Origin of the sequence: Bariatricus massiliensis, assembly GCF_900086725.1 — a bacterium.
In the GTDB taxonomy this organism is placed as follows: domain Bacteria; phylum Bacillota; class Clostridia; order Lachnospirales; family Lachnospiraceae; genus Allocoprococcus; species Allocoprococcus massiliensis.
This window is the reverse complement of sequence record NZ_LT574836.1, coordinates 328,034-353,805: the sequence shown is the minus strand read 5'-3', so window position 1 is coordinate 353,805 and position 25,772 is coordinate 328,034. Positions and strand designations below refer to the sequence as shown.

Below are 25,772 nucleotides of genomic sequence, written 5' to 3'. Positions count from 1 at the left end.
ATAATTATGAGGCAGACGGCTTTTCACCACAACCGCCGTCCGCCATGTTAAGCTATCCAGAAAGGATGCTGTATCTTCATGACCTGCACTTCTAATTCCGGAAAATTATCACTGCAGAACTTCTCCATATCGGAAATGAAAATATGCTCTATGCCATAATGCCCTGCATCGATGACCGCCATGTCCTGCGCATTGGCGTCAATCCCTTCATGGTGTCCAATATCTCCGGTAATCAGCACATCCGCTTTCTTTTCAAGGGCCTGCCCTATAAAACCTTTGCCCGAACCCGGGACAATGGCGATACGGGTTATCTTTTGTGACGGCTCTCCGAACACCCTCACACCGGGCAGTGAAAACACCTTTTTCACCCAGCCGGCACATTCCTCCAGCGTCACCGGTATTTCTAAATCTGCCACTCTCCCGATTCCTTCCAGACTGTCCTCCGTGTTGGTTATCTCAAGGACCTGAGGATTCTTAAGCTGAAGCATCTCCCCAGCCAGATCAGCCATGCCCAGCACATCGTAATTTGTATGCATTGCATAATAGGAAATATCATTTTGTATCAGCTTCAACAGCCTTCTGCCGATAAAATCCTCATCATTTATCCAGCTTACAGGCTTAAAAATCAGGGGATGATGTGTAACCAGCATATCCACGTTACCGGAAACCGCCTGTTCCACAGTGGCATCATCAACATCAAGGGCGATCAATATTCTTTTCACTTCTTTTTTAGTCCGCCCTGCCTGAAGTCCTATATTGTCCCACTCCATGGCATAGCGTCTGGGATAACGCTCTTCTATTTTCTCAATGATCTGTCTACATTCCATATGTATCCTTCCATTCTAAGCCGTTTAAAAATATTTTTCCAGAATGACACACATCTCTTTTATCTTATGCTGTATTTGACGCATTCTTTCCTGTGTACGCACCGAATTGTCAACTCCGGATATTTTTTCCAGCTCCTCTGCTATCTTTCTGTTGATTGTAATCTCACGCTCCAGAAATTGTTTCAACACGGGATGAGCCTCACTCAGGAGAATCCTGCCATATAAAAGCTCCTCCTCACTATACGGCGCACTTTCCCCTCTTACTGCCTTCATCATAGGATAGTATTTCCCATCCTCCAGAACCATATTCTCCTGAACAATACAATATCCGCTTTCAGAAAGATACGCCCGGACTTTTTTGATTTCCGACTGGGGCTGGAGAATGTATTCTTTAATTCCTTTTATTTCCCCGTCCCCTTCAGAAAGTATCCGTATGACAAGACCGCCGCCCATTCCGGCGGCGATCATAATATCAGCTTCATTCTTTTTTAAATTTTTAAGGCCGTCCGACAAGCGGGTAATTATCTTATCCTCAAGTCCCTCTGCACGTATATGCTCCTGTGCACGCATCAACGGCCCTTTATTGACATCCATAGCAATAGCAGACGGAATCATTCCCCTCTTCACCAGATGAATCGGTAAATAACCGTGATCCGTTCCGATATCGGCAAGGCGCATGCCCGCTGTCACCATTCCTGCCACTGCTTCCAATCTTTTCGATAACTCTGCCATAAGTCGCGGCTCCCCTGCTAATCCAGATAATCCCGGAGTTTCCTGCTCCGGCTCGGATGGCGGAGCTTGCGGAGCGCTTTTGCTTCTATCTGCCGAATACGCTCACGTGTAACATCAAACTCCTTGCCTACCTCCTCCAGCGTTCTTGCCCGCCCGTCATTCATACCGAAGCGAAGACGAAGAACCTTCTGCTCCCTGTCAGTCAATGTATCCAGAACCTCGTCCAGCTGCTCCTTCAACAGCGTCTGAGCTGCCGCTTCGGCCGGAACCGGTACATTGTCGTCCTGAATAAAGTCGCCAAGATGGCTGTCCTCCTCCTCACCGATGGGCGTCTCGAGAGATACCGGCTCCTGAGAAATCTTGAGGATTTCACGCACACGCTCCACCGGCATGTCCATCTCCTCCGCAATTTCTTCCGGAGAAGGCTCCCGCCCTAACTCTTGAAGAAGCTGTCTGGAAACCCGGATCAGCTTATTGATTGTCTCCACCATATGCACTGGAATCCGGATGGTCCTCGCCTGATCGGCGATGGCTCTCGTGATTGCCTGACGAATCCACCATGTCGCATAGGTACTGAACTTAAATCCCTTATGATAATCGAACTTTTCCACGGCCTTGATAAGCCCCAGATTCCCTTCCTGAATCAAATCCAAGAACAGCATGCCGCGGCCCACATATCTCTTAGCAATACTTACAACAAGACGGAGATTCGCTTCTGCCAGCCTTTTCTTTGCCTCCTCGTCACCGTCCGCCATACGCTTTGCCAAATCGATTTCTTCCTCTGCGCTCAAAAGCGGCACCTTGCCGATTTCCTTAAGGTACATGCGCACAGGGTCCTCGATACTGATTCCGTCCGGCACAGTCAAGTCGATTTTCTCTACGTCTACTTCGTCTTCTTCTGTCAGTATAATCTCAATATCATCATCGTCGTCATCCACATCGCCGCTGATACGCAGCACATCAATGCCGTTGGCCTCCAGATAATCAAAGACCTTCTCCATCTGATCCGGCTCCAGCTCCATATCATTGAAAAAGTCATTAATCTCCTGAAGCTCCAGAATACTTTTTTTCTTTTTCCCCAATGTAACCAGATTTTTCAGTTTCTCTTGAAATTTCACTATGTTTTCTTCCATGCAGCGACCTTCCTCTCATTGCTTGTTTATATTTTATCCTTAATTGATGGAAATATGCAGTCTCTGCAAGTCCTGCAGAGCCTTCTTTGCATTCATCAACTCCTGTAAACCTCGAATATCCGTGGGTTCCAGCTTTCTCGCCCTCTCATCGATGCTGTAAGCCTTGACACGGATAAGCGTTTCTTTGACTGCTTTTTCCTGCTCATCCTTCGTAGTCAGCTCCTTGATTCTTGTATGAAACAGAGAAGCCGCCTCCCGATGCTGCTCTTCCTCGGTAAAGTGGTTCATTATTTTAGCGGGATTCACCTGACCGTTCTCGTACTGCTCGAACAAAAGCCCCGCCACTTCCCGGTATAATTCCTTCGTAAAATCTTCCGGAGTAATATATTTGCTGATCTGACCAAACAACTCTTCGTGATCGATCAGCCATGTGAGCAGGATACGCTGGGACACGATGTGCCCGTCCTCCTTCTGTCTCTCTCTATCCGAAGCAGGCTTAGGTCTGGAGGCAGGCGCCGCCATACCGCTCTGGACCGCCGTCTTTACCACCAGTTTATGAAGCTCCTCGTAACCGACATGATATGCCTTAGCTACCGCTTCTATATAGTTGTTCCGTTCAATCTCTTCCTCAAAACCGGTAAGCCTTCTGGCCGCCTCTCTCAGAAACTCTGTCTTTCCTTCCGGAGATGTCATATCATAACTGCACTCCAGCATCTCCAAGCTGAACATAAAACCATTGCGGGCTTTGCCAATTCTCTCCTCAAAAGCCGCCGCACCCAGATTCTTTATGAATTCATCCGGATCCTTATATGGGTCCATCCGGATAACTCTTGCGTTGACCCCCGCGTCCTTCAGTATTGGAACCGCGCGCAGGGCCGCCTTCGTTCCGGCCTCATCACTGTCATAAGTGAGATAGACCTCCCCCACATAACGCTTGAGCAGCGCCGCGTGGCCGGCCGTAAGAGAAGTGCCCAGCGATGCGACTGCATTCGTGAATCCTGCCTGATGAAGCGAAATCACGTCCATATAGCCTTCACATATAAGAAAATAGGACTTCCGTGACGTTCTAGCCCGGTTAAGTCCATACAGATTCCTGCTCTTATCAAAGACAGGTGTCTCCGGGGAGTTGAGATACTTCGGCTTCCCGTCTCCCATGACTCTGCCCCCAAAACCGATGACCCGGTTATTCACATCCATAATAGGGAACATCACTCTATTCCAAAATTTATCATAGATTCCGTTCTTTTCGTCCATATTTGCCAGACCGGCCTTGACAATAATCTCATCACTGTAACCCTTGGCCCTGAGATACTTATGTAGATCATTGCTGTATTTATTCGAATATCCTAACCCGAAAGCGGTGATCGTCTCCTCGCTGAGCTGCCTGTCAGTGAGATACTCGTGGGCTGTCTTTCCACTCTCCGATTTGAGCTGGGCATAAAAATACTTGGCCGCCAGCTTATTTACTTCAAGAAGCGTGGCCTTTAAATCCGCCCGCTCTCTTGCCTCTCTTGAAAACTCCTGCTGCGGAAGCTCCACTCCCGCCCTGTCGGCAAGAAACTTGAGTGCTTCCACAAAAGAATAATTTTCATATTCCATAATAAAAGTAAATACGTTGCCTCCGGCGCCGCACCCGAAACAATAGTACATCTGCTTATCCCGGCTGACGGAAAAAGAAGGGGATTTTTCGTTGTGGAACGGGCAAAGTCCGAAATAAGAACTGCCCTTCTTCTGAAGCTTAACATATCCTGATATTACATCGACGATGTCATTCCTGCTCCTTACCTCTTCAACTAACTCATCTGAATAATACATAAATCTACGCGCCTTCCCCTTGTCTGACAACCATTGAATTTACCCTTATAATATATATATTCGACAAATGTTTCTGATTTCCTTTTAATTTTTCCATGCTTCCGGGACAAAATATTCTTCAAATTTTTTCACAGCGTAATTATCTGTCATGCCCGCTATGTAATCACAGACAACCTGTTCCCTGCTGTCTCCGTCCTCCATAAGCTCGTGGTACTGCGGTGGAAGCAGCTCCATATGGTCAATATAATATTCGTAGAGATTGCGGATCATATTGATGGCTTTTACCTCTTCCCCCTTGGCTGCCGGATTCTGATACACGTTGCTGAACATAAATTTACGTAAATCCATCAACGCCTCTTCTACCTCTTTCGACATACAGATAGAGGGGTTATCCATGCTGTGGATAATCACATCGTGAATCAGCGTATTCAATCTCGCACGGATGCCTGTACCGAGCACCTCCCGGAACCTGAGCGGAATATCCTCTTCTGTCATCACTCCTCCACGTATGGCATCATCGATATCATGATTAACATAGGCGATTTTGTCTGACAGCCTGACGATCTGTCCTTCCAGCGTCGCGGGTTTCCCGATGCTCTGATGATTGCGGATGCCGTCAATCACTTCCCACGTCAGGTTGAGCCCCCGCCCCTGCTTTTCCAGAATCTCCACAACTCTGACACTCTGTTCATTATGCCGAAAGCCTCCGGGGCATATTCCGTTCAACGCCCTTTCTCCTGCATGCCCGAAGGGCGTGTGCCCTAAATCATGTCCCAGACTGATTGCCTCCACCAATTCCTCATTCAGCCGAAGTGCCTTGGCGATTGTTCTTGCATTTTGAGAGACCTCCAATGTATGGGTAAGCCTAGTTCGGTAATGGTCGCCTTTGGGAAGCAGAAACACCTGTGTCTTTTGTTTCATTCTTCGGAATGCCTTGCTGTGCAGGATACGGTCCCGGTCCCTCTGAAAGACCGGGCGTACATCGCACTGTGGTTCCTCTCGTTTCCTGCCTTTTGATTCCTTGCTGAGCACGGCATAAGGGCTCAAATACTCGATTTCCCTCTGTTCAAGCTGTTCTCTGATTGTCATACTGTCACTCCTTTTAGTAGCGGTTATGGACATCTTCTGCAAAACACATCATATTTTTCACATCTATTACACTTCCGTCATCCAGCACTGCCCTGCCGGTCATACGGCCGAACACCTGATGCTGGTCTGTCTCAATGACCAGAGCTGCAGTTCTTGCCGCACGGTCAAGTACAGGGACGAACTCCATCTCGAATCTCCCGTCACTGGACGTAAAGCTCCAAGGCTTCATATAGCTGTCCTCTGGTATATGGAATATCACCTCATCAAGCTTATGACATTGATAATCATAGAACAGCATATTTTCCGTGGCGGCAGCGGTGTCCCCGAATCCATACCCAATATTAAAGCCAAAGGGCTTTCCATTTACAGTCGTGTTCCCAGACCCCCAGTACCAGCGGTTATCGTAAGTCCAAACACCTCTCCCCCAGTCCAGCGTCCCATAATCTGTGTCCGGTGAAAATGTATAAACCCGCCCATCATATTCCATAGTGCCGGAAGCCTTCATACAATTGATTTTCTGGTTATAATAAAATGCCGTCTTTTTCTCTTTCCAAGGCGTGGCAATTACCATTGTGTCCATCTCCGGCTGTTCTAACGTAATGTCACAGGAAAATGGTTTGTTCTGCCAAAACTTTTCAAAGTTGCATAGAATCCTGCGTTTCCCTTTCTCCTGCAGAAACCGCATCTGCAGCCGCTTGTCCCGGTAAACTGTATCCCCCGCCTCCGACGTGGAGGGCAGGTTAAATTTCCCCATTGGGAAGGCGTTCAATATCGTCTCGGTGTGCTCCCAGCCTTCCTTAAAATTCAAGAGGGAGACAGACTGTAATCCAATATATCCATCATCGGATATCGTGAATGCCCCGGCAAACTCCTCATTGAGGACAAGATAATAATCCCACTCTTTTATACGAAAACGTGGCGCTTTAATCTGACTGCGGTCATAAACCTGTAACAGCCGCTTGGACCACCCCGGTTCCCTGAGAGAGCCGTCCTCTTTCAATAACGGCTGTACTTTTGTCACTTCATGGTTTCTCATTCGCTGACACCGCCTTTCCGGCCTTCTAAGAATTCTTTTCCTTTTTCTTCTTATCCTTTTTCAAACGCTCTTCAATCGCGTCGACTACACTTTCCAGTACTTTAATGCGGGCATAATATTTACAATTCCCTTCTACAACTATCCACGGTGCATGGGAAGTGGATGTTCTGATCAGCATTTCATTCACCGCATCCTCGTATAAATCCCATTTTTCCCTGTTGCGCCAGTCCTCGTCGGTAATCTTCCACTGTTTCTCCGGATTCTCCTGTCTGGCCTTAAATCTGGCTTCCTGCTCATCCTTATCAATCTGCATCCAGAACTTCATCACTATAGCTCCAGCGTTCACCAAGTCCTGCTCCATATCGTTGATTTCCTTATATGCCCGCTGCCATTCTTTCGTCGTGCAGAATCCCTCAATCCGCTCCACCATAACACGTCCGTACCAAGTACGGTCAAAAATCGCCACATGTCCGGCTTTCGGCATGGCTCTCCAGAACCTCCACAGATAATGGTGGGCGCGCTCGATATCGTTGGGAGATGCCGTCGGATTCACTACATATCCACGCGGATCCATTGGTTCTGTCAACCGTTTGATTGCTCCTCCCTTCCCTCCTGCATCCCATCCTTCAAAACCGAGTACGACCGGAATTCTTCTCCGGTATAGTTCTCCATGCAGACGCTCCATCTTTTTCTGAAGATGTTTTAAGCGCTCCTTATACTCCTCTTTCGTAAGCGCCTTGGACAAGTCAGTCTTTGCCAGAATAGACTCCTGCAGCGCACGGTCCTCAACTGCCTCAGGGGCCCCATTGTCAGCCTCTTTAGGCTGCTTTGCCCTCTCCGCTGCCGCAGCCATGGCATTCACGACAATCGTATAAATTTTTACCGCCGCGAACCGGCGGTCCACAGCTTCTATAATATTCCACGGGGCATAATCTGTGTCCGTCTTTCTCAGCATCTCTTCATTGATCTGCTCATAAGTATTAAATTCTTTATTGCGTTTCACGTCATCCTCGCTCACACGCCAAGCGGTCTCTTTAGAAGAAAGCAATTTTTCAAACCGTTTTTTCTGCTCCTTTTTATCAATAGCCAAGAACAGTTTGATGATGACCATCCCGTCATCTGTCAGTTGTTTTTCAAACGCCCTGATCGATTCGAAATCTGCTGCCGCCTCATCTTTGGATGTCTTTTTGTCAAAACGGTCGATCAAAACCTTCCGGTACCAGCTCGTATCATAGATTGCGATTCTTCCCTTCTCTGGTGTTTTTGTCCAGAAACGCCACATAAAAGGATGCATCAGTTCTTCTTCTGTCTCTTTTTTCACGGCATGAACCTCAAATCCTCTTGGATCCATGGCCTGAATCAGCCGTCCGATCTGGCTGCCCTTCCCAGCCGCTCCATACCCTTCAAAGGCAATCATGACCGGAATCCCGAGGCTTCTCAATTCCCTCTGTAGATTCCCCAGTCTGACCTCCAGCTCCTCCATCTTTTTCTTATATTCTTCCTTGTCCATTTTTTTCGTCAAATCCACTTTTTCTAACATAGCGTTCCTCCTGACTGTTACTTATTCAACATCCTCTTTGAATATACAATTTTATTTCATTTTACTATATTTTCGCATAATATGAAAGTATATTTCACAAAACATTGAATTATTCCTCTTTTTCAAATTCAACCAACAATATTGCGAAAACAATTTATTTGTAAATTAACGTTGACTTTCCCGCTTGAATATAGTATTATAACTTTCGGACAGCAATGAAAGCTGTATGCGGAAGTGTCGGAACTGGCAGACGAGCAAGACTAAGGATCTTGTGAGCAATGCGCTCGTGTGGGTTCAAGTCCCATCTTCCGCAGGACAAAATAAGCAGGAACGCAGAGTTGTCGTTTCTGCTTGTTTATTTTTATAAGATTGTATCCACGGATGAATGTTGATTGTAATCTTGAATTACTTCTTGTTTCGCAGAACCAAAAGTGCTATACTAATTTTATGCAGATATGGTCTATCGGTATGACGCTAGCTTCCCAAGCTGGAAAGGCGGGTTCGACTCCCGTTATCTGCTTCTTATGGCCACAGGAATCGCTTATTTAAAGCATTCCTGTGGTTTTTCTCATATTACAGGATTTCTATTTATCCACTTTTTCCTATATGCGTCCTTAACCTTAGAAAAACTAAACGCAGCAGTTATAATAATAAAAACCAAACACGCAGCTGCTAATATAAACATTTCATAGTTTACTAGCACAGCCATTATGCCGTCTACTTTATTGGCTCTTTCTATTTGAACATATTTATTGAAATTCTTTTGTCTTAAATGTTCCCCATGTTCTTCTAGGCACACCTCAAGATAGGCTTCCCATATTCTGTAATATGTTATTCGTCCAGTAAATGGAACAATTATAAAAAATGGAAGCAAATAGATGATTGGGTTATTATCAGCATATTTTGTAAACCCAATGCCAAGTGCAGCTTCTCATTCACCTCCGTTCCTTCCTATCCCTTATCCCGTTCAGCTTAATCATATACCTTCTTCTTCTGATCCTCAATAAAAAAGCTGCACTTGACGAACATTGACGGAAATTGTAAATTTGCAAAATCGCTGTATTTTCTGTGTCTTATAACGTCGAAAAGTGACACATTTCGTTTTATTTCTTCTATACACTATATATTTACCCCTTTTATTCATTACAATTATTAACCATACGAATGAAAAAGGGGAATTATGTAATGGAAAAACTCATCACTAATATTTTATTATCACTTGGAATCCATAAAACCAACCTTGGTTTCCACTATCTCAAAAAAGCGCTTCTTCTTTGCTTTCAAAATGAGGATTTCATGCTATGCTATATCCGTCTCTTCGGCGAAGTCGCTGCATACTACAACACCACTGCCGACAATGTGGACCACTGCATCCGCTCAGTTGTAAAAAAATGTTACTATTATGGGAATCCCAAACTACTTGGAGATATTGCCGGCTATACTCTGGACAAGCGGCCTACAAACAGCGCATTTATAGAAATTCTATTTCACTATCTTGAGAAATTGTCTAAAACACCCACGTTATAATAAAGTCATAAATATGGATACTTTTCTCCAAGGCGGCGCACACTACCTCCGAAAGGAGGGTGCGAATATGAAAGACAAAAAAACGAATCTCCCGCCAGTGGAGCCTTCTCACGAGGAATTCGGTGACAATAATATTCCGGAAATCGACCTGCCGAAACCTTCATATGTTACCGATGTAATTCCTGACGAAGTACCTCGGCGCGACGGCCCCGGCGGAGAATAACTCCGGACAAGCTCTCGCTTCTTGAGCAGAACATTGTCATAGTTTTTAACTATATCAAACACTAATTAAAATGTATTTTTCTATACCCCTTCTTCCATGCTATAGTCTAAGAAATCAACTGAGGACTAAAAACAAGGGGAAATGCCGAACCGCTGCCATCTTCTAAGTATATGGCAGCGGAGGCAAGATTAGTGCAAAATGAAAACAACTGAATTGTTCCAGACAAAAACTACTTTTTCATTTGAAGTCTTTCCACCCAAACGGACAGACTCCATCGATACCATTTACCGTACGCTCGACAAGCTTCAAGGACTTAGGCCCGATTTTATCAGCGTGACCTATGGGGCCGGCGGAAGCGCCAACTGTACTGCTACACTTGAAATAGCTTCAGCTATCAAGCATAAATATAAGATTGAGAGCGTTGCTCATCTTCCCGGCATCGGACTCACAAAAGCGGACGTCCTCTCTCAGCTCCGGAGGTTCGAGACCGCCGGTATTGAAAACATACTGGCCCTCCGCGGTGATATCCCTTCCGGCTCTTATTTTGAAGGGGATTTCCCCCACGCAAGCGACCTGATTTCTTTTATCAAAGAATATGCTGATTTCAATATCATCGCCGCCTGCTATCCGGAGGCTCATACAGAATCAGAAAACATACTGAGTGATATCCGTCATCTTAAAACAAAGGTAGACGCCGGGGCAAGCCAGCTGATTACACAGTTGTTCTTCGACAACAACTATTTTTACCGCTTCCGTGAGCGCTGCTCTCTCGCAGGTATCCACGTCCCCATAGAGGCCGGTATCATGCCGGTAATCAACAAAAAACAGATTGAACGTATGGTGACGCTCTGCGGTGTACATCTTCCCAAGAAATTCACTGCGATGATGGAGCGCTACGAGAACAATCCCGAGGCAATGCGCGACGCCGGAATCGCCTACGCCATCGACCAGATTGTAGACCTTAACGCACAGGGCGTCGACGGAATTCATCTCTATACGATGAACAATCCCTATATTGCCGAAAAAATTTATGAGGCCGTTCACCGGCTGCTGGCGGCATAAAATAGTATTCCGTAATTTAAGCAGAAGATATTCTTAGGAGAGTTCCGCCGGCTCTGAGGCTGTCAAATATATCCGGAAAATGCTTCCCTTTCCGGCTTCACTCTCTACTACAACCTTTCCTTCATACTTATCTACAATCATTTTAACAACAGCAAGTCCCAGTCCCGAGCCCGGTATCTTCTGGGAGCGGGATGGATCTGCACGGTAAAAAGGTTCAAATATATGCTCCAGCGCTTCCTTCTCAATCCCAACACCACTGTCCTCCACTTCAATATTTACCAAATGTGCCGTCTGTTTCTGCCGTACTGTTACTTCTCCGCCCGGCACATTATATTTAATAGCATTCTCAATCAAGTTATAGAAGCATCGGTTGACAAGGGGCTACAAACAATATAGAAAAATGATTGAGTGGAGCGGTCAGATTTTCCACTCAATCTGCACATAGTCGTTGGTGGCTCGTATCTGTGAGATTAAGCCGTCAACGACTTTTCGCTTATCGTCAAAGCACACATTCTCCCAATCGTCCAGATAGCCGGATAATAGCTCAATCTGTTTTGGGGAAACGGTTTCAACGGACAACTCGGCAATCTGTTTTGTAAGCGCCTGCCGGTTGGTGTCTAAAGCCTCAATCTTGCTGTTCGCATAGGCAAGCAAGGTAGCGTTGGCCCCGGTCAGGGTGTCCAGCAGTTTTTCAATCTCGTTTTCCACCTGTGCAAGTTCTACCTGTAAGGCGGTCAGCTTGGGATTTACTTTTTCCTCGCCGCCTCGCAGTAGCTTAAACTCCCGGAGCTTTTCACACATAGCGGTAAAAACGAATTGTTCAAACTCATTCTTGCGGATTGTGCCGCACCCTTTACAGCCCCCGTTGTCGGCCCGCTTGTTACAGCGGAGGTATTCATAGCCCGCCGGGTTGTGCGTGACTTTGAGGGCATACCCACAATTCCCACATTTGACTTTCCCGGCCAGCCATGTGTTTTGGGCTTTCCGGCCACCTTGAAACGCGGTATTGTTCATCAGCTTTTTCCGGCATCGAAGCCACACGTCGGAAGATACAATCGGCTCATGGGGAGCAATAACAAGTATCTGGTCTTTCAGGCTCTTGTCCTTATCCTCTTTTACGTCCCGGCCCTGATAGAGATAACAGCCGTTTGTCCCGGCGAAGTCGGCGGGGTCGTTGATGATGGCCGCGCCTTGACTTTTGAAAAACTCGTACAGTTCCAAATCAGCCTGTGCATAAACCGGGTTTCTTAAAAGCTGTGAGAGATAACCACGGGCAAGGGACTTGTCATATACCCTGATGTTCTGTTCCTCAAAGTACCGGGTGATGTCCCCGAAAGAGGTTTCCGGCTCGGCGTACATTTCAAACATCAGCCGTATCTGCTCGGCGGCCTCCGGCTCTGCAACCATCATTTTTGTGCGGATACCCTCAACCACCGTAGGCTCTAAGCGGTAGCCGTAGGGGGCCTGTCCGCTCATGTGAAAGCCTTTCGTACACCGGGAGTAATAAGCGTCTGTGACGCGCTTCTGGATTGTCTCACGCTCCAACTGTGCGAACACGATACAGATATTGAGCATGGCCCGCCCCATCGGGGTTGAGGTGTCAAACTTTTCCGTGGAGGAAACAAACTCTACATCATACTGCTGGAAAAGCTCCATCATATTCGCAAAGTCGAGAATGGAACGGCTGATACGGTCGAGCTTGTAAACAACGACACGCTTCACGGTTCCCTTTTTGATTTCAACTAACAGCTTTTGAAACTCGGGCCTGTCCGTGTTCTTCCCGGAATATCCCTTGTCCTTAAATACCTTGTGGCTCCCACCCCTTAATTCGTATTTGCAAAAGTCAATCTGGCTTTCAATGCTGATACTGTCCTTGCGGTCTACCGATTGCCTTGCATAGATAACATCCATTCTGCTAATATTCATAGTTAGCCCCTTTCCTTTACGGAATGGAGCTGCCAACCTATAACTATATTATACCATTGACAGCCCTTTTCAACAAGGATACGGAGCGTCAGCACCGCCTGTCCCCGTATTTGCTGAACACTTCAAACAGGCACCGCTCTATCTCTTTTTTCCGTTTATCGCGCACTTTTGGGGAAAGTACCGGGGTCAGATTTTCAAGTACAATCGTCTTTCCCTGAAAAGGCGCGGACTTCGTTTCTCGCTGGTATGTAACAGTCTGTGTCATTGAAAACCTCCTTGTGGGCATTGGGTGGATGGCTTGTGTTTCCGCCTGTCTCATGGGGAAACGCCAAACGGCGGCACCCGTGTTGAGTGCTGCCGTTTGGTCTTTCTCCATGCTTCGGGTCAACTTGGCCCGAGGTCATAGAGTGACTGCGTTTCTTAAAATTGAGGGCCGCGCCGCTGTGATTGGCCTGTCGCAAGACAGTGGACGCGGGGCGGCCCTCATTCCGTTTCGATTGTATTTCCTGCAATGCACCAACGGGCTTGGCAGCCCTCATGGGAGTTTCACCCCGGCCTATACTTGTAGGTGCGCCGCTCAATGCTGTGAAGCGTTCAAAGCGGAAGTATCATTATAGGGCGTGGAGGTCATTGCCAGCGGGCCAGCCACGGCCCGCCTGCGGTGTAGGTAGTTCTCGCTCGTTCCCCTGATGGGGAAGTCATGGCGTACCCACCGCTTGGCTTATCCTTTCGGCTCCAGCGCCTAACGTATCAGTGCGTTGCTATTCAGTTGTCAAATTGCCGGAGGGCCTGTCCTGCCTCGGGCCAACTTGGCCCGAGGTTATTCCCCTCTTATATACCTTTTCATTTTTGGGGCAAAACCGACCCCCCTTAAAAGAAATTCTTTAATCTTTTTTCCATATTCCGCAACGCCCGGTCAATGGAAGTCCGTACCACCTTTTCGCTGACACCCTCGGCCCGCGCAAGCTGGGCCTTGCTGATACCGAGGGCGCAATGAGCGTAGACGCGCCGAGCCTGTATCTCGGGCAGGCTGGAAAGGGCGGCCCGGAGCTCCTGCGCCGTCACCTTGCGCTCGTAAAGCTCCCACGGGGAGAGCGAGACAAAGACGGCTTCACACTCTATGCCATCGTCACAGTCAAGGGAGTAATACGCCTTGTGGCGGTATGTACGCAGTTGATAGGCGGCCTCCCTGCGCTCACTTTCGCAAAAGAGCGCGGCCACCTCGTCCGTGACTTCGATAAACTGATTTTGTTTGTAGAACGGGTAATAGTCCCGCAAATTGATAATCTTCATTTTGTTTTCCTCCGTTTCAATTTTGGTTTTGGGCTTCAATCGAAACGGAGGCGGCGGGGAACGGCAGCCAACAGAAAAGCGTAATTTTCGACATACAAAAGGCCCGGCTACATAATGTAACCGGGCCTTTTGTATGTAAATATGTTGTTCAACTACATGGTATAGTGCATACTTATCAACATAGTTTCCCGCAGGTGGTATCCAGCTTTTTTTGACAGATAACTATATTGGTAGGATGAAGCAAACATAGCGGCCCTCCGATGGCCGCAGATAAGCGGCCTTGATTTCTCAAAGCCGCCGTAGATAATAGAGATAGGCAAGGGGAAATATCTGCTACACGACGGCTTTTTTTCTTTTGCCGTCGTGCGGCAGATTTTATTCTATATCAATAGAAATGTTTTGAGTTTATTCATCCAAACTTTTGAAAGTCTTTTTTGACAATAACCCGATTGTAGCAATCATAATTGCTGTTGCAATAAGTAGTATATAGACGTTTGTTGTAAATTTATCGAACAATACACCATATAGGGCTTGACCGAGAGGTTGACTACACATAACAACCGTGCTCACATAAGCCATTATTTTGCCTAAAAGGTGGTTCGGTGTTTTCTGCTGTATGACAGACAGAATAAGTATAGAGAACATACAATATAGTAATTGATTTGCTGAAAAAGCAATCGTTATCAATAGATAAGAGGTAAATGTGGGTGCATTAAGCAGAAATGCCAATCCAACAGGTACTAAGAAAGCTCCCATTAAAATCATAAGATAATATAGTTTTTTTGTTTTTATTTTGCTTCCAATAACTCCCGCGGCAATACCTCCTAATATACCTGCGGCACCTAAACACCCCTCTGTAATACCATAATGCTCTGCACTTAGTCCTAATGTGACCCGGATAAGATATGGTTTTCCGACAATGGCAACAGCCGCAATGAAAAAAGAGATGGCCCCAGTAAAAAGGAGTGCTTTAAGAATATCGGGGCGCTCTTTTACCATGAATTTCATACTGTCCTTAAAATCACTTTTAACAATATGAAAAATGTTCCCCTTCTCCGTTGGCGGCGTAAAAGGAATATGTATGAAAATCTCCAAAATAGCTGATAGAAAAAAGCTAATACCGCTGATAACAATGATAGGCCCCACGCCAAACATACCATACAAAATGCCGCCCAATACCGGGCCCAGCAAATTCGCAAAAGCCATAACCTGATTTACAACGGAATTTGCTTGAATTAGGTGATTTTCTGTTTGGAGCAGTGGAACGCTGGATTGTACTGATGGCTGATAAAACGCCTGTATAAGTGAGAGCAAAATTAGTACAACCGCAATAGCAGGAATAGCCGTATTTTCGTTAAGTGCAAAACCAAATATAAAGATAATTGCCGCCGTGGTAAAATCCAACGCAACCATAATATTTCTTCGGTTGACCCGATCTGCCAACATTCCACCAAAGGGCGATAGAACGATTGTCGGTAACATAGAAACAGCCATAATAGAGCCAAAAATTGTTGCCGACCCGGTAGCGTCGAGAATATAAAGTGAAAGGGCAAATCTTAAAATTACATTTCCAAACAAGGAAATAATCTGCCCGATAACCACCATTGTAAAGTTTTTGTTGAAAAGTTTCTGATACATGAATTTCTCCTATCGTGGTTTGAAATGTATTGACCCGCCACTGTCATACAGCTATATTTTCAATGACAGGTCAATACGAGTTAATAAATAAAAATGCTTCGTATTAAGAATTTTGTAATTTTGAACAGCACGGTAAAACCAAATTTAAGGATTGATTTTCCAAATAGGAGAACAATGATACCCGCTATCCCAAATAACAAACCGTCCTTTTCAATATGGCTCTCCATAGGCTCACCTCTTTCTGAAAATAAAAAGTTCGATAGCATTAGCCGCTATGACAATCCCACCACTAATTAAGCAGGCTTTTGCAGCGGTATTCTGTCCCCTCTCAAACAAGGGATATGAGGCGGCCAACAAGCCGACCCCCGATAAGCAAGCGATACTTTTCCCAATCATGCGAACAGGCCGATGTTTCCATGCACGGTTTATGGAGTGGTCAAACTTATCAGCGGCACCCTCGATTGCGTTTTCGATAACCTGTTCAAATCTTTCTTCTGTCATAGTAATGACCTCCTTTTAATACGTTTGGTTGGTATGTATATGAGTAATATAAAAAGGCTTAACGCCTAATTGATACCTTACGAATGAATGTATATGTTCAAATAAAACTGCCTCTTTCAAGGCAATTTTATTCTGCCGCTACAATTTCCTTAAAGTAATGGTCTGCCAGCTCCTTAATTTCATCATCAATCAGCGGAACACCCATTGCTTCAAGCATGGTGCAAATACAGAGAAATTTATTCATTATCTCAACAGCCGATGCAGGATAGACAGAGGGAGCTAACCACAAATTAGTCAATAAAGGAAGTAACTCGGAAAGTTCCTTTGCATAGTGCGTATGAATTGAACCGTCACGTTGACCCTCCTCTATTAGAGCTAACCACAGAGGTGCAATCAACCGCCTATCAGTATCAATCATTCCTGCCAATATTCGTGGATTTTTCAAAACAGGTAAACTATGCTTGCTTATTTCGGCCCTATCCACATCGGCATGATTGATTTTAATAACTTCGCGCATTTTTTGTAAACCATTCAATTCTTTGCGTTGCTTGACAATCGTAAAAGGGTTGTTATCGAAAAACATTTTTTCGCCTAACGCGTCCATGATTTCTTCCTTAGATTTGAAATGATGATATATTGCCCCTTTGGTTAAGCCGCCCAACTCATTTACAATGTCTTGGATGGTTGTATCATCATATCCTTTTTCCATAAATAACCGTTGGGATACCTCTAGTATTTTTTCTACGGTAACTTCTGGATATTTGTTACGAGCCATAACGAGCCTCCTTTCTTCTAACATTCGCTTGGTATGTAATTGCATTATACACGATATTCAAACCACTGTCAAGATACATACCATTAGTATTTTTCCTAAAGTGCTTAAATTTTTGTGGCTTAATCAATGTAAGCAAAATACATATTAAATCATTCCCGGCACACCATATGAATTATAGAATGTAAAGGGGTGATGTGATATGCAAAAAGAACGAGAAACAGAAAACTTTGTAAGCCTTGGTACTGATTTGAAAGAGGCCCGCAAAGTATTAGGCTTGTCCCGTCGCGCCCTTGCTGAAAAGGTAAACATTGACCCGCGTTATCTTGCGAACATTGAGAACAGCGGCAGTCTCCCCAGCCTCCCGGTTTTTTACCAGCTGGTGAAGATATGCAAGCTCCCGGTGGAACGATATTTTTTCCCGGCAGACAGTGAGCTGGACGGCAAGGAGCGGGAACGGACGGTGCTTAAATTGGAGTTATGTCCCAAAGAGTATTTACCCATCATTGAAGCGGCCATAGACGGGGCAATCAGCCTGAAAGAAACGGGGGAAGCGTAAAAACGCGGCCCTTGTTTTTTTATGCAATTTCCGGGGTTGCGCTAAATGGCAAGCAATGCAACTGTGGCCACAGTTGCAAGTTTCAGCCGTTTTGCCTTGCGGCAAAATCGTCAGAAACTGCTTGTTGGGGCCCGCCCCAAACCCGGTGCTTCGGGCCAACTTGGCCCGAAGTGGTGGCGTCGCTTCGCTCCTTATTTTTCATACGCTATCGCTCCTGTTCCTTGTTTTTGTCCTGCCCGGTGTAGCCGAGCAAATAATCAATATTGGCTTTGGCGGCCAGCACCTCCTGCATATCCTCTCTGGCCCTGCGGTACTCCGCATAGAGCTCTTTTTTCCGGGCGGCCAGCCTGCGGCTTTCCTCCTTGAGCGCGTCCATGCGGGGGAGCTTGGCTCCGTGTAAAAGGCGTTCAAAGTCAGCCCGTACCGCCCGGTAAACCCCTATATCCGCCTCATGCTCCGCGAGGAATTTTTTGCTGTACTTGGCGGCCTTGTACGCCTCAAACACGGGCCGGGTCTTGGCGTATTTGACAATGGCGTTTTTCAGTTCCGCGTTGGTGCTCATGGCCGTCTCGGTGGCCTTTAGCTGTTCCGACAGTGTGTGGAAATGCCCGGTTGTCTCGGCGGCCCGCTGTTCCAACTGCCCGTACTCCGTCAGGCCGTTGTCCTGCAAATAGGCGAGGGCGGCGGCCATCTGCTTCAGGTTGAAAACCTTGGCCCACCGTTCATACCCCGGCCCCTTGCCCGCCTTTAGTTTTGCCTGTATATCCACAATCAGGCTGACCTTGCGGGGGGCAGTTCCCGGACGCTTGCGGGTGCCGGATATGGCCGCCCTGATGTCCTCCGGCCCGTAGCCGACCCCGAGGGTGGAGGACCGCAGACGGGTAAAGCGTTCCTGCCCGGATGTGCGGAAAGAGAGAGTGCCGCCGCGCCCCTGTTTGACCTCATAGCCTGCCGCCTCCATGAGCGAGAGGAACGCGGCAAAGTCGGCGGGGCTCTGTGCAAGAGCCGCGTCAATGGCAATCTTCAATCGGTCTTGGAAGTTAAGCGGTCGATTGCCTGTGAACCATTCCCCGTAGTGCTTAAACTGCGTCTTGCTGTGGGGCTTTGGGTCGGTCACGATAAAGAGCCCGTTTTCCAGACAGAGGCGGTCACTGACACGCCGGACGGCAAAGGACGAGCCCCAGAAATTGCGGAATTTCCGGGTGCAGTCGAGGGCGGTTGAGTTGTAGTAGATGTGGCTGTGGATATGGGCCTTGTCAACGTGGGTCGCCACAAAGAAAGCGTGACGGCCTTTCGTCCAGCGCATAGCAAGTTCATAGCCGAGGCGGTTTGCGTCCTCCGGCGTTATCTCACCGGGGCGGAACGATTGGCGGATTTGATAGGTAATAATGTCACTGTCTGCTTTTTGCTCCCGCCCGGTAATCGCCTTGTACTTTGCCTTGGCAAGCAGAAACTCCGCGTCAGCGGTCAAGGGGTCGCACTCGTAAGCGGTAATGAGTTCGCCGCCGTTTGTCTTGTCCGGGTCCTCCCCGTAGTCGAAGCGGTCTTTCAAGGATTGGGCAATGGTCTGGCCCTTGCTGATGTGCATGGGTATCAGTCGTGTGGTAGCGATTGGCGGCCTCCTTTCCGCGCAAAAAGGCGGCCCGTGCAAGGTCGCCTTTTCCGTCCGTTTTCAGTTGTGGTACTTCGGGCCAAGTTGGCCCGAAGTTAGATAATTTTAATATACCTTATCCCAATAAGGCCCAGCTAAATCAACTCGAAAAATATTTTGTAACTACATGCTCCAGAGTTTCAAGTTCTTCATTGTAGTTACAAGGCAAGTTAGAAATCTGGCTCAAATCGCCAGGATCAAAATGATAAAGGAGATGTCTTAGCACTTGTCCATATATAAAGCAAATTCGAGCAGAAACCACTTTATCATGTGGATGGATGTGGCATAAAGAGGATATACAGCCACACAATTCAGCAAGCGCTGTTTTATGAAAATAGTTTTCTTCATGTAAATAATATAGAAAGCTATTATCTTCTGCTTCAAAGTTATCATTCAATACTTTTAGCTCATCCATGATAAAACCTCTTTTATGTGTCATGTACCTTATCCGCCAAAGGCGACCTAAATCTTTTAATCAATTATACAATGGTTCACGCCACCCGTCAATCTTCGGGCCAACTTGGCCCGAAGTCTGCGGATATGGGAAAAGGAGGGGCAACGGCCACAAGCCGCGCCCCTCCTTTTCACTTTTCCACGATGGCCGCAAGCTGTTCCAGCACCGCAGACACCCGGCCCCAGAGCTCCCCATAGTCGCGCTGGAGCCCTGCGATCTCGTCCGGGTATACGCCATAAGTGTTGGCGTGAATGGCAACCTGATTAAGATTGTTGGAGCACCGCCGCTGGAGGGAAACCAACTCCCGCACCGGGGCAAGGTCGATATGGAGGATATAGCCGTTGAGGGCCATTTTCCGCATATAGGCCCCGGCGTTCTGTATGCCCGCCTCGTCCATGCGCTCCCGTATCTGTGCCAGCTCGTCAGCCGTCACCATCACATGAAGATGTACGTCACGCCGGCGGCGGTTCATCGTTCCTCGCGTTCCCGGCTCCGGCGGCGGTGGGGCGGCTCTTTCACCTTATCAAGCGTGGGCCGCTCCTGCTCCGGGGAGGGCAGGGCGGGCGGCGTGTTATTGGGGATACCGTCAACCATGTTATAGTTCTGCTCGGTGGAGAGCTCGGCGGTTCTTAGGTAGTTGTCCTTTTCGTGCATAAAAATCCTCCTATCTGTCCATGTGGTTCTTCCTGTCTTTGAGCTCCGGGGCCTGCCGCGTCGGCTTTGGCCTTGCGGCTCCCTCTTTGAGCTGTGCCGTGATGGAGGGGCGGGGCCGTACCCGGTCAGGGTTATCCCGCGCGGGCCGGAGCTCGTAATCGTCCATCTGCTTATCGGTCAGCGGCTTTAAGTAGGTAAGCCCGCCCCACGCCCGGAAGTCCTCGCCCTCAATGGAAATACGGCTGTCGTAGTTGAAAATCTTTACGGGCTGGTTGTCCTTGGGCTTGGGGAACGTGCCAATATCGACGGGGCGCTGTGTGGAATAGTAGTGGTACAAATCCGGCCTGTGAAGTTCCGTCCCCGGCTTCTCCGATACTTCCATATCGGCCCGGTAGTTCTCAACGCGGAAAGCAAAGCTGTCCCGCGCCCCCTGTTCATCAGGAAAGTATTTCCCCCAATAATAGTCACGCTGTCCGTTTTCCTCGGTAAACTGCCACGTCACAAAGGGCTCGGGGGCCGCTGGGTTCTCCCCGAGGGCAAAGCCCCGGTCATTATCAAAGACAATGGCCTGTTTGATTTCATATCCCTGTACCGTTTCCAAAATATCCTCCTTTCGGGACTTCGGGCCAACTTGGCCCGAGGTTGTCCATGTTACGATTTACCCGGCCAAAAGGGCCGGGGCCATACAAGATTACCTTTTGCCGGGAAACGGGGTCTGGAAAGCCCGGAAACACGGGCTTTTTCAGGGGCCTAATCGTAACGCCCGCCCCCGGTTTTCTCCCGCATTTTCCGTACCCGTTCCCGGCTCTTTCGGCGGTTGCCCTCCACCTTGCAGGTTTCGGAGCAATAGGTCTGCCGCCCCTCGGGGAGAAAGGACCGCCCGCACACGGCACAGGGCCGGGAGGCCGGGGCGGCCCCCTCCCCGGTGATGGCGCTTTCCAGCATGGGGGCAAGGGGTAGAACCGCCTCCCGGAAGTAGCGGCAATAGGCCCCCGTCCAGCACTTGTCCAGCATATAGCAGGGACAGTCCAGCGGGAGGCAACCGTACTCGCTGTCATAGTTGGCGCACCCGCCCGTGACGAGCTTTCGGATTGTCCGCCGCTCGTCACGGGTCAGCTTCCGGCACATCAGGACTTCGGGCCAACTTGGCCCGAGGTGCGGGGCGGCTCCACAATCAGGACGCGGAATTTCTTTTTACACCGCCTCGGCTGGCCGCCGCAGATATGGCGGTCATGGCAGCCGTCACAGGGGTTCCCGCCGCCCCTGCCGGGACGGGGGACTTCTTTCATCATTCGTTCAAAGGGGCTGTTGGTAAAGTTCATTCCTCGTCCTCCGTTTCCTGTTCTGTCTGTGGCTCGTCCTCGTCCCACGGCGGGAGCTCGCCGCCGTCCTCGTCCTCAAACTCGCTCTCGTCCTCGTCAAGCTCCGGGACACCGTGTTTCGGGTGGTAAATCTTAAAGTACCAGCCAGCCCCGCCGCCGATCACCACGATAGCCAGCACAAGCAGGATTGTCCCCATGTTGCCGCCGCCCGGTTTCTGCTCCGGCGCGGGTGTGGGTTCCGGCTCCGGCGTTGTCTCGGGCTCCGGGTCAGGCGTTGTCTCGGGCTCGGTTGTTTCGGTCTTTGCGTCCGTTGCCGCAAGGGCCATCAAATCCTGTTCGGTGACGGCGTTCAGGAAATAGACGTTTTCCCCGGTGCGCTGTTTGTCAATGACAAGGTAAAACACGTTTTCGTTGGGGGTCTGGATTGTGTAAAACTCCTTGCCGTCCCCGTCCGTGGCGTTGTCTACCACCGTGGCGGAGCCGTCCGGGGTAAAGGGGTTCGGGGAATTATCCTCGTTTTCCCCGGTCACGGTGCTGTCCGTTTTCCCGGTTGTGGTGGTGCCGCTGGCCCCGGCCACGGGCTTTACCGTGCCGCCCGTGGCCCCGTTGGTGGAGGGGGTCTGTGCAGGCTGTACCGTGGGTGTGGTGGTCGGCTTTGTTGTGGCCTCCGGCGTGGGGGCCGGGGTGCTCGTTGTCTTGTCCTCGTCCTTGTTCTTATCGCTGGACGGGGCTTTGTAATTCGGGTTTTTTACCTGTACGGTCTTAGACTTGTTTCCGGCATAGTCCACCGCCTGAATGGAAAGCTGGTCGTAATCATCGCCCAAATCCCGGAAACGCACGTCCAGCGTCCCATTGGTTAAATCGGTGTAACGCTCGCCGTCAATGTAAACGGCCTCTACGCCGGAAAGCTCGTCGTTTGCCTCCACGCGGAGCACCTTGCCGCCGAGCCCGGTCTTTACCGTGGGGGCCGTGCGGTCAAAACATTCGATATAGCGGTTCTTGGTGGTGGTTTTGCCGTCCTTGTCCGTCACGGTCACATAAACGGTACAGTTCTCGGAAATAGGCACATAGACTTTGCCGCCGCCCGCGAAAGCGTCCGTCAGATCCTCCGGGCTCCCGTTCCGCTCAATTCTGGCCTCAACCTTTTTCCAGCCGGTGCCATTTTCGTCCGCCACGCGGATTTCCACCTTGGCGCTCTTGGTGTACCAGCCGGACGGGGCCACAATGGAAATGGCGTAGCTCCCAGCCGGGGCGGGCGCGGGGGTGCTGGCCTTGCCCTTACAGGCCGTCAAATCGGTTTTGCAGATAGGGCAAGCGGTATTGACGGCCCCAGCCTCACATTTTGCCGTACAGTTGCAGACGGGCGCGGGCTCCGGGGTCTTGCCTTTGCACTCCGCAACATTGGCGGCGCATACCGGGCAGTCCGCATTTTTGGTGCTGTCCGTACATTTCACGTCACAGGCGCAGACGGGCGGGGGTGTTGGCTCCGTCCCCTTGCAGTCTGTAATGCTGGCGGCGCATACCGGGCAGTCGGTGTTTTTGGCCGTGTCCGTGCATTTCACGTCACAGGCACATTCCGGGGCGGGCGTGGGCTCCGGGGCCTTTCCCTTACACCCGTAAATTGCATGGCGGCAGGATTGGCAATCCTTATTCGGGGTATCCGCCGTACATTTCACCGTACAGTTACAGGGGATTACCTTGCCGATACAGTGGTACAGGTCGGTGGGGCAGGATTGGCAGTCCGGGTTTATCGTGTCCCCGGTACAGCGGATAAGGCAGTCACAGGTAATGATACAGTCCGTGTGGTCGTTCCCGCTGTCCGCAATGGCGGTCATTCCCATGAGTGGGACGCACACACAGCACAGGCAGAGCATGAGGGCCAGCGCCCGGACAAATCTTTTATTCTTCATCAGCAGGTTCCTCCTTTTGGGTGTCTGCGGACTTCGGGCCAACTTGGCCCGAGGTTGCCGCGAGGTTTGCGGGGTTGGACAGGAAAGCAGCCAGCGCGTCCGGGGTGAGCTTCAAAGAGCGCACCGCCTGCACGATCTGGCTGTTTTCTTCCTCCTGCCGCTGTCGTTCCAGCTCCCGCACCTTGGCCGCCCACTCGGCGGCCTTTTCGCGGGCCTTTTCAAGCTCGTTATCAATCTTTTCGATTTTGTTCATGGAAAACTCCTTTCTGTTTTCAGTTCCAATTCATCAGCCCGTAGCCGTAAATCAGGTTACTGCCGATGGGATAGCTCTTGATTTTGCAGGCGTCGCCGCTGTTGCCCTCCACGGTATACACGCGCTCGCCGTCCGTACCAACGACAAGCCCTACATGGTCGGCGCGTCCGTCGCCCTCCCAATCAAAGAATATCGCGTCCCCCGGCGCAATGTCCGGGTAGCTCCTGCCGCCCCATTGTCCGTGCGACTGAAACCACGGGATACCCTGTGTGGAACAGGAGGCAAAACGGGGTTCGCTCATTCCGGCGCGGTCATAGCACCACGACACGAAACAGGCGCACCATGCCACGCGGCTGTCAAACCCGTACCAGCTCCAAAACGGCTGGCCGCCTACGTTCCCGACCTGTGACTTTGCAATCTCAATCACGGCGGGGTTGCCGGGGCGCGTCCCGTCCTCAAACTGTACGCCGCTTAAATCCTCGGAGGGTGTCCCGTCCGGGGAACCGCCGCCAAATAGCAGGGGCTTGTTGCCGCCTGTCGCCAGATAGACGTGATACATTTCAAGCTGTTCCGCGTTTAAGAGGCCGGGGGCAAAGGACGTGATGGGCCTGTTCGTCAGCTCCACGTCCAGAATGTAGTAATCGTAGGCCACCTCGTAAGTGTCCGTATGGCTGTTTCCGTCCTCGTCCGTCCATGTGTCGGTTTCCGTGCGGTAGCGCACCTCCACAATCTCCGTCAGGGTCAGCGTGTACTGCTTCTCAAAGACGCGCTGTAATTCCGCCCGTACCTCGGACGGGGTGTAGGTCTTATACAGGGCGGTCAGGTAGGACGCTAATTCATGGGGGTTATGGATGATCTCGTCTAAGCTGTAACGGTATTCGTCATAGCCGGGATTGTCGCGCTCGATGTTGTCTATCCGGGTTTGAAGCCCGCTTTCCAGCGACACATAGCTGTCCTCCACGGCTAACAGGTCGGTGTCCTCCGAGGTGTAGGAGGTGCCGACTACCGCGTTCATCATGCCGCTGCTAAGAATGGGGATTGCGGAGAACGCGGAGTTAAGTATCATAAACATGGCGAACAGCAATAGCAAGAGAAGCGCCCCTATGGGGTGTCGCTTGATGGCCCCGCCCACGGCGCGGCCCAGCTTTTCCATGGCGGTGCCTGTTTTCTGCGCGGCCTTTGCGCCCTCCTTTGCGGCCTGTCGGGCCTTTTTCTGATAGTCCCGCCGGATTTTCTGCTTTTGGAGGAACCGGGAAACGGTGGTGCTTTGGAGCTCCGGGTGCTCCTGCGCCATCTTCTGAAAGTGGAGGTCGGCGTTTGTCCTGACCGTTCTGTGTTCCCATTTCTCCACCACGCGGGCGGGGTGTTCCCGGATACGGCGTTTTGTATATCGCGTCAGTTTTCGGGCTCCGGCCTCCGCTAAAAGCTCCGTCTTGTGGGCTCCCTCGGTGCCGACGTTCTCATGCTCTACCTGATGGATTTTGTTGTGGGCGTATATCCACGTTCCGCCCCGCACCGCACGGAACGCCTTTTTTGTGGGGCCGGGCGGCTTTGGGGGCTTCTGCGCGGCCAGCTTTTCCTTGGCGGTGTCCAGCTTGGCCCCGGCCCTGTCGGCGCGGGCCTGTGCTTTCTCCGTCCGGGCCTCCTGTTTTGTCTTGGGGCCGCTGTCGCCGGGAGCCTCGCCCTCCGTGTCCTCCTGTTCCGGGCCGTGGGGCTCGTCCGGGTTCCCGTCCTGCCGCAGACGTTCCGATGGGCGGGCGCGTTCCTCGTCCCGCTTGAATTTCCCGCTTTTAGGCCGCTTGGACTTCGGGCCAACTTGGCCCGAGGTTGCGGGGGCGGCCTGCGGCTCGTCCCC

General features: G+C 49.8%; 27 protein-coding genes, 2 tRNA genes and 1 pseudogene. 6 read left to right on the top strand and 24 right to left on the bottom strand.

What is annotated here, in order from left to right:
* Positions 1-47 precede the first annotated feature (47 nt).
* The 7 genes from BN6465_RS03325 to pap all read right to left on the bottom strand — a co-directional run bounded on the left by BN6465_RS03325 (position 48) and on the right by pap (position 8,172).
* Positions 48-827, bottom strand: a complete 780-nt coding sequence (locus tag BN6465_RS03325) for a Nif3-like dinuclear metal center hexameric protein (RefSeq protein WP_066731685.1) — start codon at positions 825-827, stop codon at positions 48-50.
* A 24-nt stretch (positions 828-851) separates the two neighbouring features.
* Entirely contained in the window at positions 852-1,559 is a 708-nt protein-coding gene (locus BN6465_RS03320) for a tRNA (adenine(22)-N(1))-methyltransferase (RefSeq protein ID WP_066731683.1), read from the bottom strand.
* Between the two features lie 17 nt (positions 1,560-1,576).
* Positions 1,577-2,692, bottom strand: coding sequence for an RNA polymerase sigma factor RpoD (rpoD, locus tag BN6465_RS03315; protein WP_066731682.1), 1,116 nt, complete (start codon positions 2,690-2,692; stop codon positions 1,577-1,579).
* Between the two features lie 39 nt (positions 2,693-2,731).
* Positions 2,732-4,507, bottom strand: coding sequence for a DNA primase (gene dnaG, locus BN6465_RS03310; RefSeq protein WP_066731680.1), 1,776 nt, complete (start codon positions 4,505-4,507; stop codon positions 2,732-2,734).
* An 84-nt stretch (positions 4,508-4,591) separates the two neighbouring features.
* A complete protein-coding gene (locus tag BN6465_RS03305; protein ID WP_066731678.1) occupies positions 4,592-5,596 on the bottom strand; it encodes a deoxyguanosinetriphosphate triphosphohydrolase in 1,005 nt (334 codons plus the stop codon).
* Between the two features lie 13 nt (positions 5,597-5,609).
* A complete protein-coding gene (locus BN6465_RS03300) occupies positions 5,610-6,632 on the bottom strand; it encodes a DUF2804 domain-containing protein (RefSeq protein WP_066731676.1) in 1,023 nt (340 codons plus the stop codon).
* A 25-nt stretch (positions 6,633-6,657) separates the two neighbouring features.
* Positions 6,658-8,172 (bottom strand): polyphosphate:AMP phosphotransferase, encoded by a 1,515-nt coding sequence (gene pap, locus BN6465_RS03295; protein WP_066731675.1) that lies wholly within the window; start codon positions 8,170-8,172, stop codon positions 6,658-6,660.
* Between the two features lie 228 nt (positions 8,173-8,400).
* Here pap and BN6465_RS03290 point away from each other — a divergent pair.
* The 5 genes from BN6465_RS03290 (at position 8,401) to metF (ending at position 10,984) form a co-directional block, all read left to right on the top strand.
* Positions 8,401-8,485, top strand: a tRNA-Leu gene (locus tag BN6465_RS03290).
* A gap of 136 nt (positions 8,486-8,621) precedes the next feature.
* Positions 8,622-8,692, top strand: a tRNA-Gly gene (locus BN6465_RS03285).
* Positions 8,693-9,357: 665 nt separating this feature from the next.
* Positions 9,358-9,699, top strand: coding sequence for a sporulation initiation factor Spo0A C-terminal domain-containing protein (locus BN6465_RS03275; RefSeq protein ID WP_066731673.1), 342 nt, complete (start codon positions 9,358-9,360; stop codon positions 9,697-9,699).
* Between the two features lie 67 nt (positions 9,700-9,766).
* Positions 9,767-9,922: a hypothetical protein gene (locus tag BN6465_RS20635; RefSeq protein WP_154670180.1), complete on the top strand. Its 156-nt coding sequence runs from the start codon at positions 9,767-9,769 to the stop codon at positions 9,920-9,922.
* Between the two features lie 198 nt (positions 9,923-10,120).
* Positions 10,121-10,984, top strand: a complete 864-nt coding sequence (metF, locus tag BN6465_RS03270; RefSeq protein WP_066731671.1) for a methylenetetrahydrofolate reductase [NAD(P)H] — start codon at positions 10,121-10,123, stop codon at positions 10,982-10,984.
* A gap of 33 nt (positions 10,985-11,017) precedes the next feature.
* Here metF and BN6465_RS03265 read toward each other — a convergent pair.
* The 7 genes and pseudogenes from BN6465_RS03265 to BN6465_RS03240 form a co-directional block, all read right to left on the bottom strand.
* Positions 11,018-11,344 (bottom strand): annotated as a pseudogene (locus BN6465_RS03265) (sensor histidine kinase); the annotation flags it as partial.
* A 57-nt stretch (positions 11,345-11,401) separates the two neighbouring features.
* A complete protein-coding gene (locus BN6465_RS03260) occupies positions 11,402-12,910 on the bottom strand; it encodes a recombinase family protein (RefSeq protein ID WP_066731665.1) in 1,509 nt (502 codons plus the stop codon).
* Positions 12,911-12,998: 88 nt separating this feature from the next.
* Positions 12,999-13,175, bottom strand: coding sequence for a hypothetical protein (locus tag BN6465_RS20920; protein ID WP_199882786.1), 177 nt, complete (start codon positions 13,173-13,175; stop codon positions 12,999-13,001).
* Positions 13,176-13,780: 605 nt separating this feature from the next.
* On the bottom strand, positions 13,781-14,203 hold the full coding sequence (locus BN6465_RS03255; RefSeq protein ID WP_066731663.1) for an RNA polymerase sigma factor: 423 nt from the start codon (positions 14,201-14,203) through the stop codon (positions 13,781-13,783).
* 405 nt (positions 14,204-14,608) lie between these two features.
* Positions 14,609-15,841 (bottom strand): MFS transporter, encoded by a 1,233-nt coding sequence (locus BN6465_RS03250; protein WP_066731661.1) that lies wholly within the window; start codon positions 15,839-15,841, stop codon positions 14,609-14,611.
* Between the two features lie 231 nt (positions 15,842-16,072).
* Positions 16,073-16,342 (bottom strand): hypothetical protein, encoded by a 270-nt coding sequence (locus BN6465_RS03245; protein WP_066731659.1) that lies wholly within the window; start codon positions 16,340-16,342, stop codon positions 16,073-16,075.
* A 127-nt stretch (positions 16,343-16,469) separates the two neighbouring features.
* Entirely contained in the window at positions 16,470-17,117 is a 648-nt protein-coding gene (locus BN6465_RS03240) for a TetR/AcrR family transcriptional regulator (RefSeq protein WP_066731658.1), read from the bottom strand.
* Positions 17,118-17,316: 199 nt separating this feature from the next.
* Here BN6465_RS03240 and BN6465_RS03235 point away from each other — a divergent pair, with 199 nt between their 5' ends.
* On the top strand, positions 17,317-17,673 hold the full coding sequence (locus BN6465_RS03235) for a helix-turn-helix transcriptional regulator (RefSeq protein WP_066731656.1): 357 nt from the start codon (positions 17,317-17,319) through the stop codon (positions 17,671-17,673).
* Between the two features lie 205 nt (positions 17,674-17,878).
* On the opposite strand, the gene BN6465_RS03230 is transcribed toward BN6465_RS03235, so the two are convergent.
* The 10 genes from BN6465_RS03230 to BN6465_RS03190 all read right to left on the bottom strand — a co-directional run bounded on the left by BN6465_RS03230 (position 17,879) and on the right by BN6465_RS03190 (position 25,658).
* Positions 17,879-19,285, bottom strand: coding sequence for a relaxase/mobilization nuclease domain-containing protein (locus BN6465_RS03230; protein WP_066732742.1), 1,407 nt, complete (start codon positions 19,283-19,285; stop codon positions 17,879-17,881).
* Positions 19,286-19,424: 139 nt separating this feature from the next.
* Positions 19,425-19,739 carry an Imm41 family immunity protein gene (locus BN6465_RS20100; RefSeq protein ID WP_074017760.1) on the bottom strand — a complete coding sequence of 105 codons (315 nt, stop codon included), beginning with the start codon at positions 19,737-19,739 and terminating at the stop codon, positions 19,425-19,427.
* 169 nt (positions 19,740-19,908) lie between these two features.
* Positions 19,909-20,250, bottom strand: coding sequence for a plasmid mobilization protein (locus tag BN6465_RS03225; protein WP_066731655.1), 342 nt, complete (start codon positions 20,248-20,250; stop codon positions 19,909-19,911).
* Positions 20,247-20,432 (bottom strand): DUF4316 domain-containing protein, encoded by a 186-nt coding sequence (locus tag BN6465_RS03220; RefSeq protein WP_066731653.1) that lies wholly within the window; start codon positions 20,430-20,432, stop codon positions 20,247-20,249. The genes BN6465_RS03225 and BN6465_RS03220 overlap by 4 nt, the downstream gene beginning before the upstream one ends.
* A gap of 10 nt (positions 20,433-20,442) precedes the next feature.
* Positions 20,443-21,033, bottom strand: a complete 591-nt coding sequence (locus BN6465_RS03215; RefSeq protein WP_074017759.1) for a defense against restriction DarA-related protein — start codon at positions 21,031-21,033, stop codon at positions 20,443-20,445.
* A gap of 149 nt (positions 21,034-21,182) precedes the next feature.
* A complete protein-coding gene (locus tag BN6465_RS21550; protein ID WP_066731649.1) occupies positions 21,183-21,560 on the bottom strand; it encodes a cysteine-rich VLP domain-containing protein in 378 nt (125 codons plus the stop codon).
* On the bottom strand, positions 21,560-21,754 hold the full coding sequence (locus BN6465_RS03205; protein ID WP_066731648.1) for a hypothetical protein: 195 nt from the start codon (positions 21,752-21,754) through the stop codon (positions 21,560-21,562). The genes BN6465_RS21550 and BN6465_RS03205 overlap by 1 nt, the downstream gene beginning before the upstream one ends.
* Positions 21,751-23,664, bottom strand: a complete 1,914-nt coding sequence (locus BN6465_RS21685) for a DUF4366 domain-containing protein (protein WP_066731646.1) — start codon at positions 23,662-23,664, stop codon at positions 21,751-21,753. The genes BN6465_RS03205 and BN6465_RS21685 overlap by 4 nt, the downstream gene beginning before the upstream one ends.
* Positions 23,654-23,917 (bottom strand): DUF4315 family protein, encoded by a 264-nt coding sequence (locus BN6465_RS03195; RefSeq protein ID WP_066731644.1) that lies wholly within the window; start codon positions 23,915-23,917, stop codon positions 23,654-23,656. Before BN6465_RS03195 ends, BN6465_RS21685 begins: the two co-directional genes overlap by 11 nt.
* 19 nt (positions 23,918-23,936) lie before the next feature.
* Positions 23,937-25,658, bottom strand: coding sequence for a CHAP domain-containing protein (locus BN6465_RS03190; protein ID WP_082891599.1), 1,722 nt, complete (start codon positions 25,656-25,658; stop codon positions 23,937-23,939).
* Positions 25,659-25,772 lie beyond the last annotated feature (114 nt).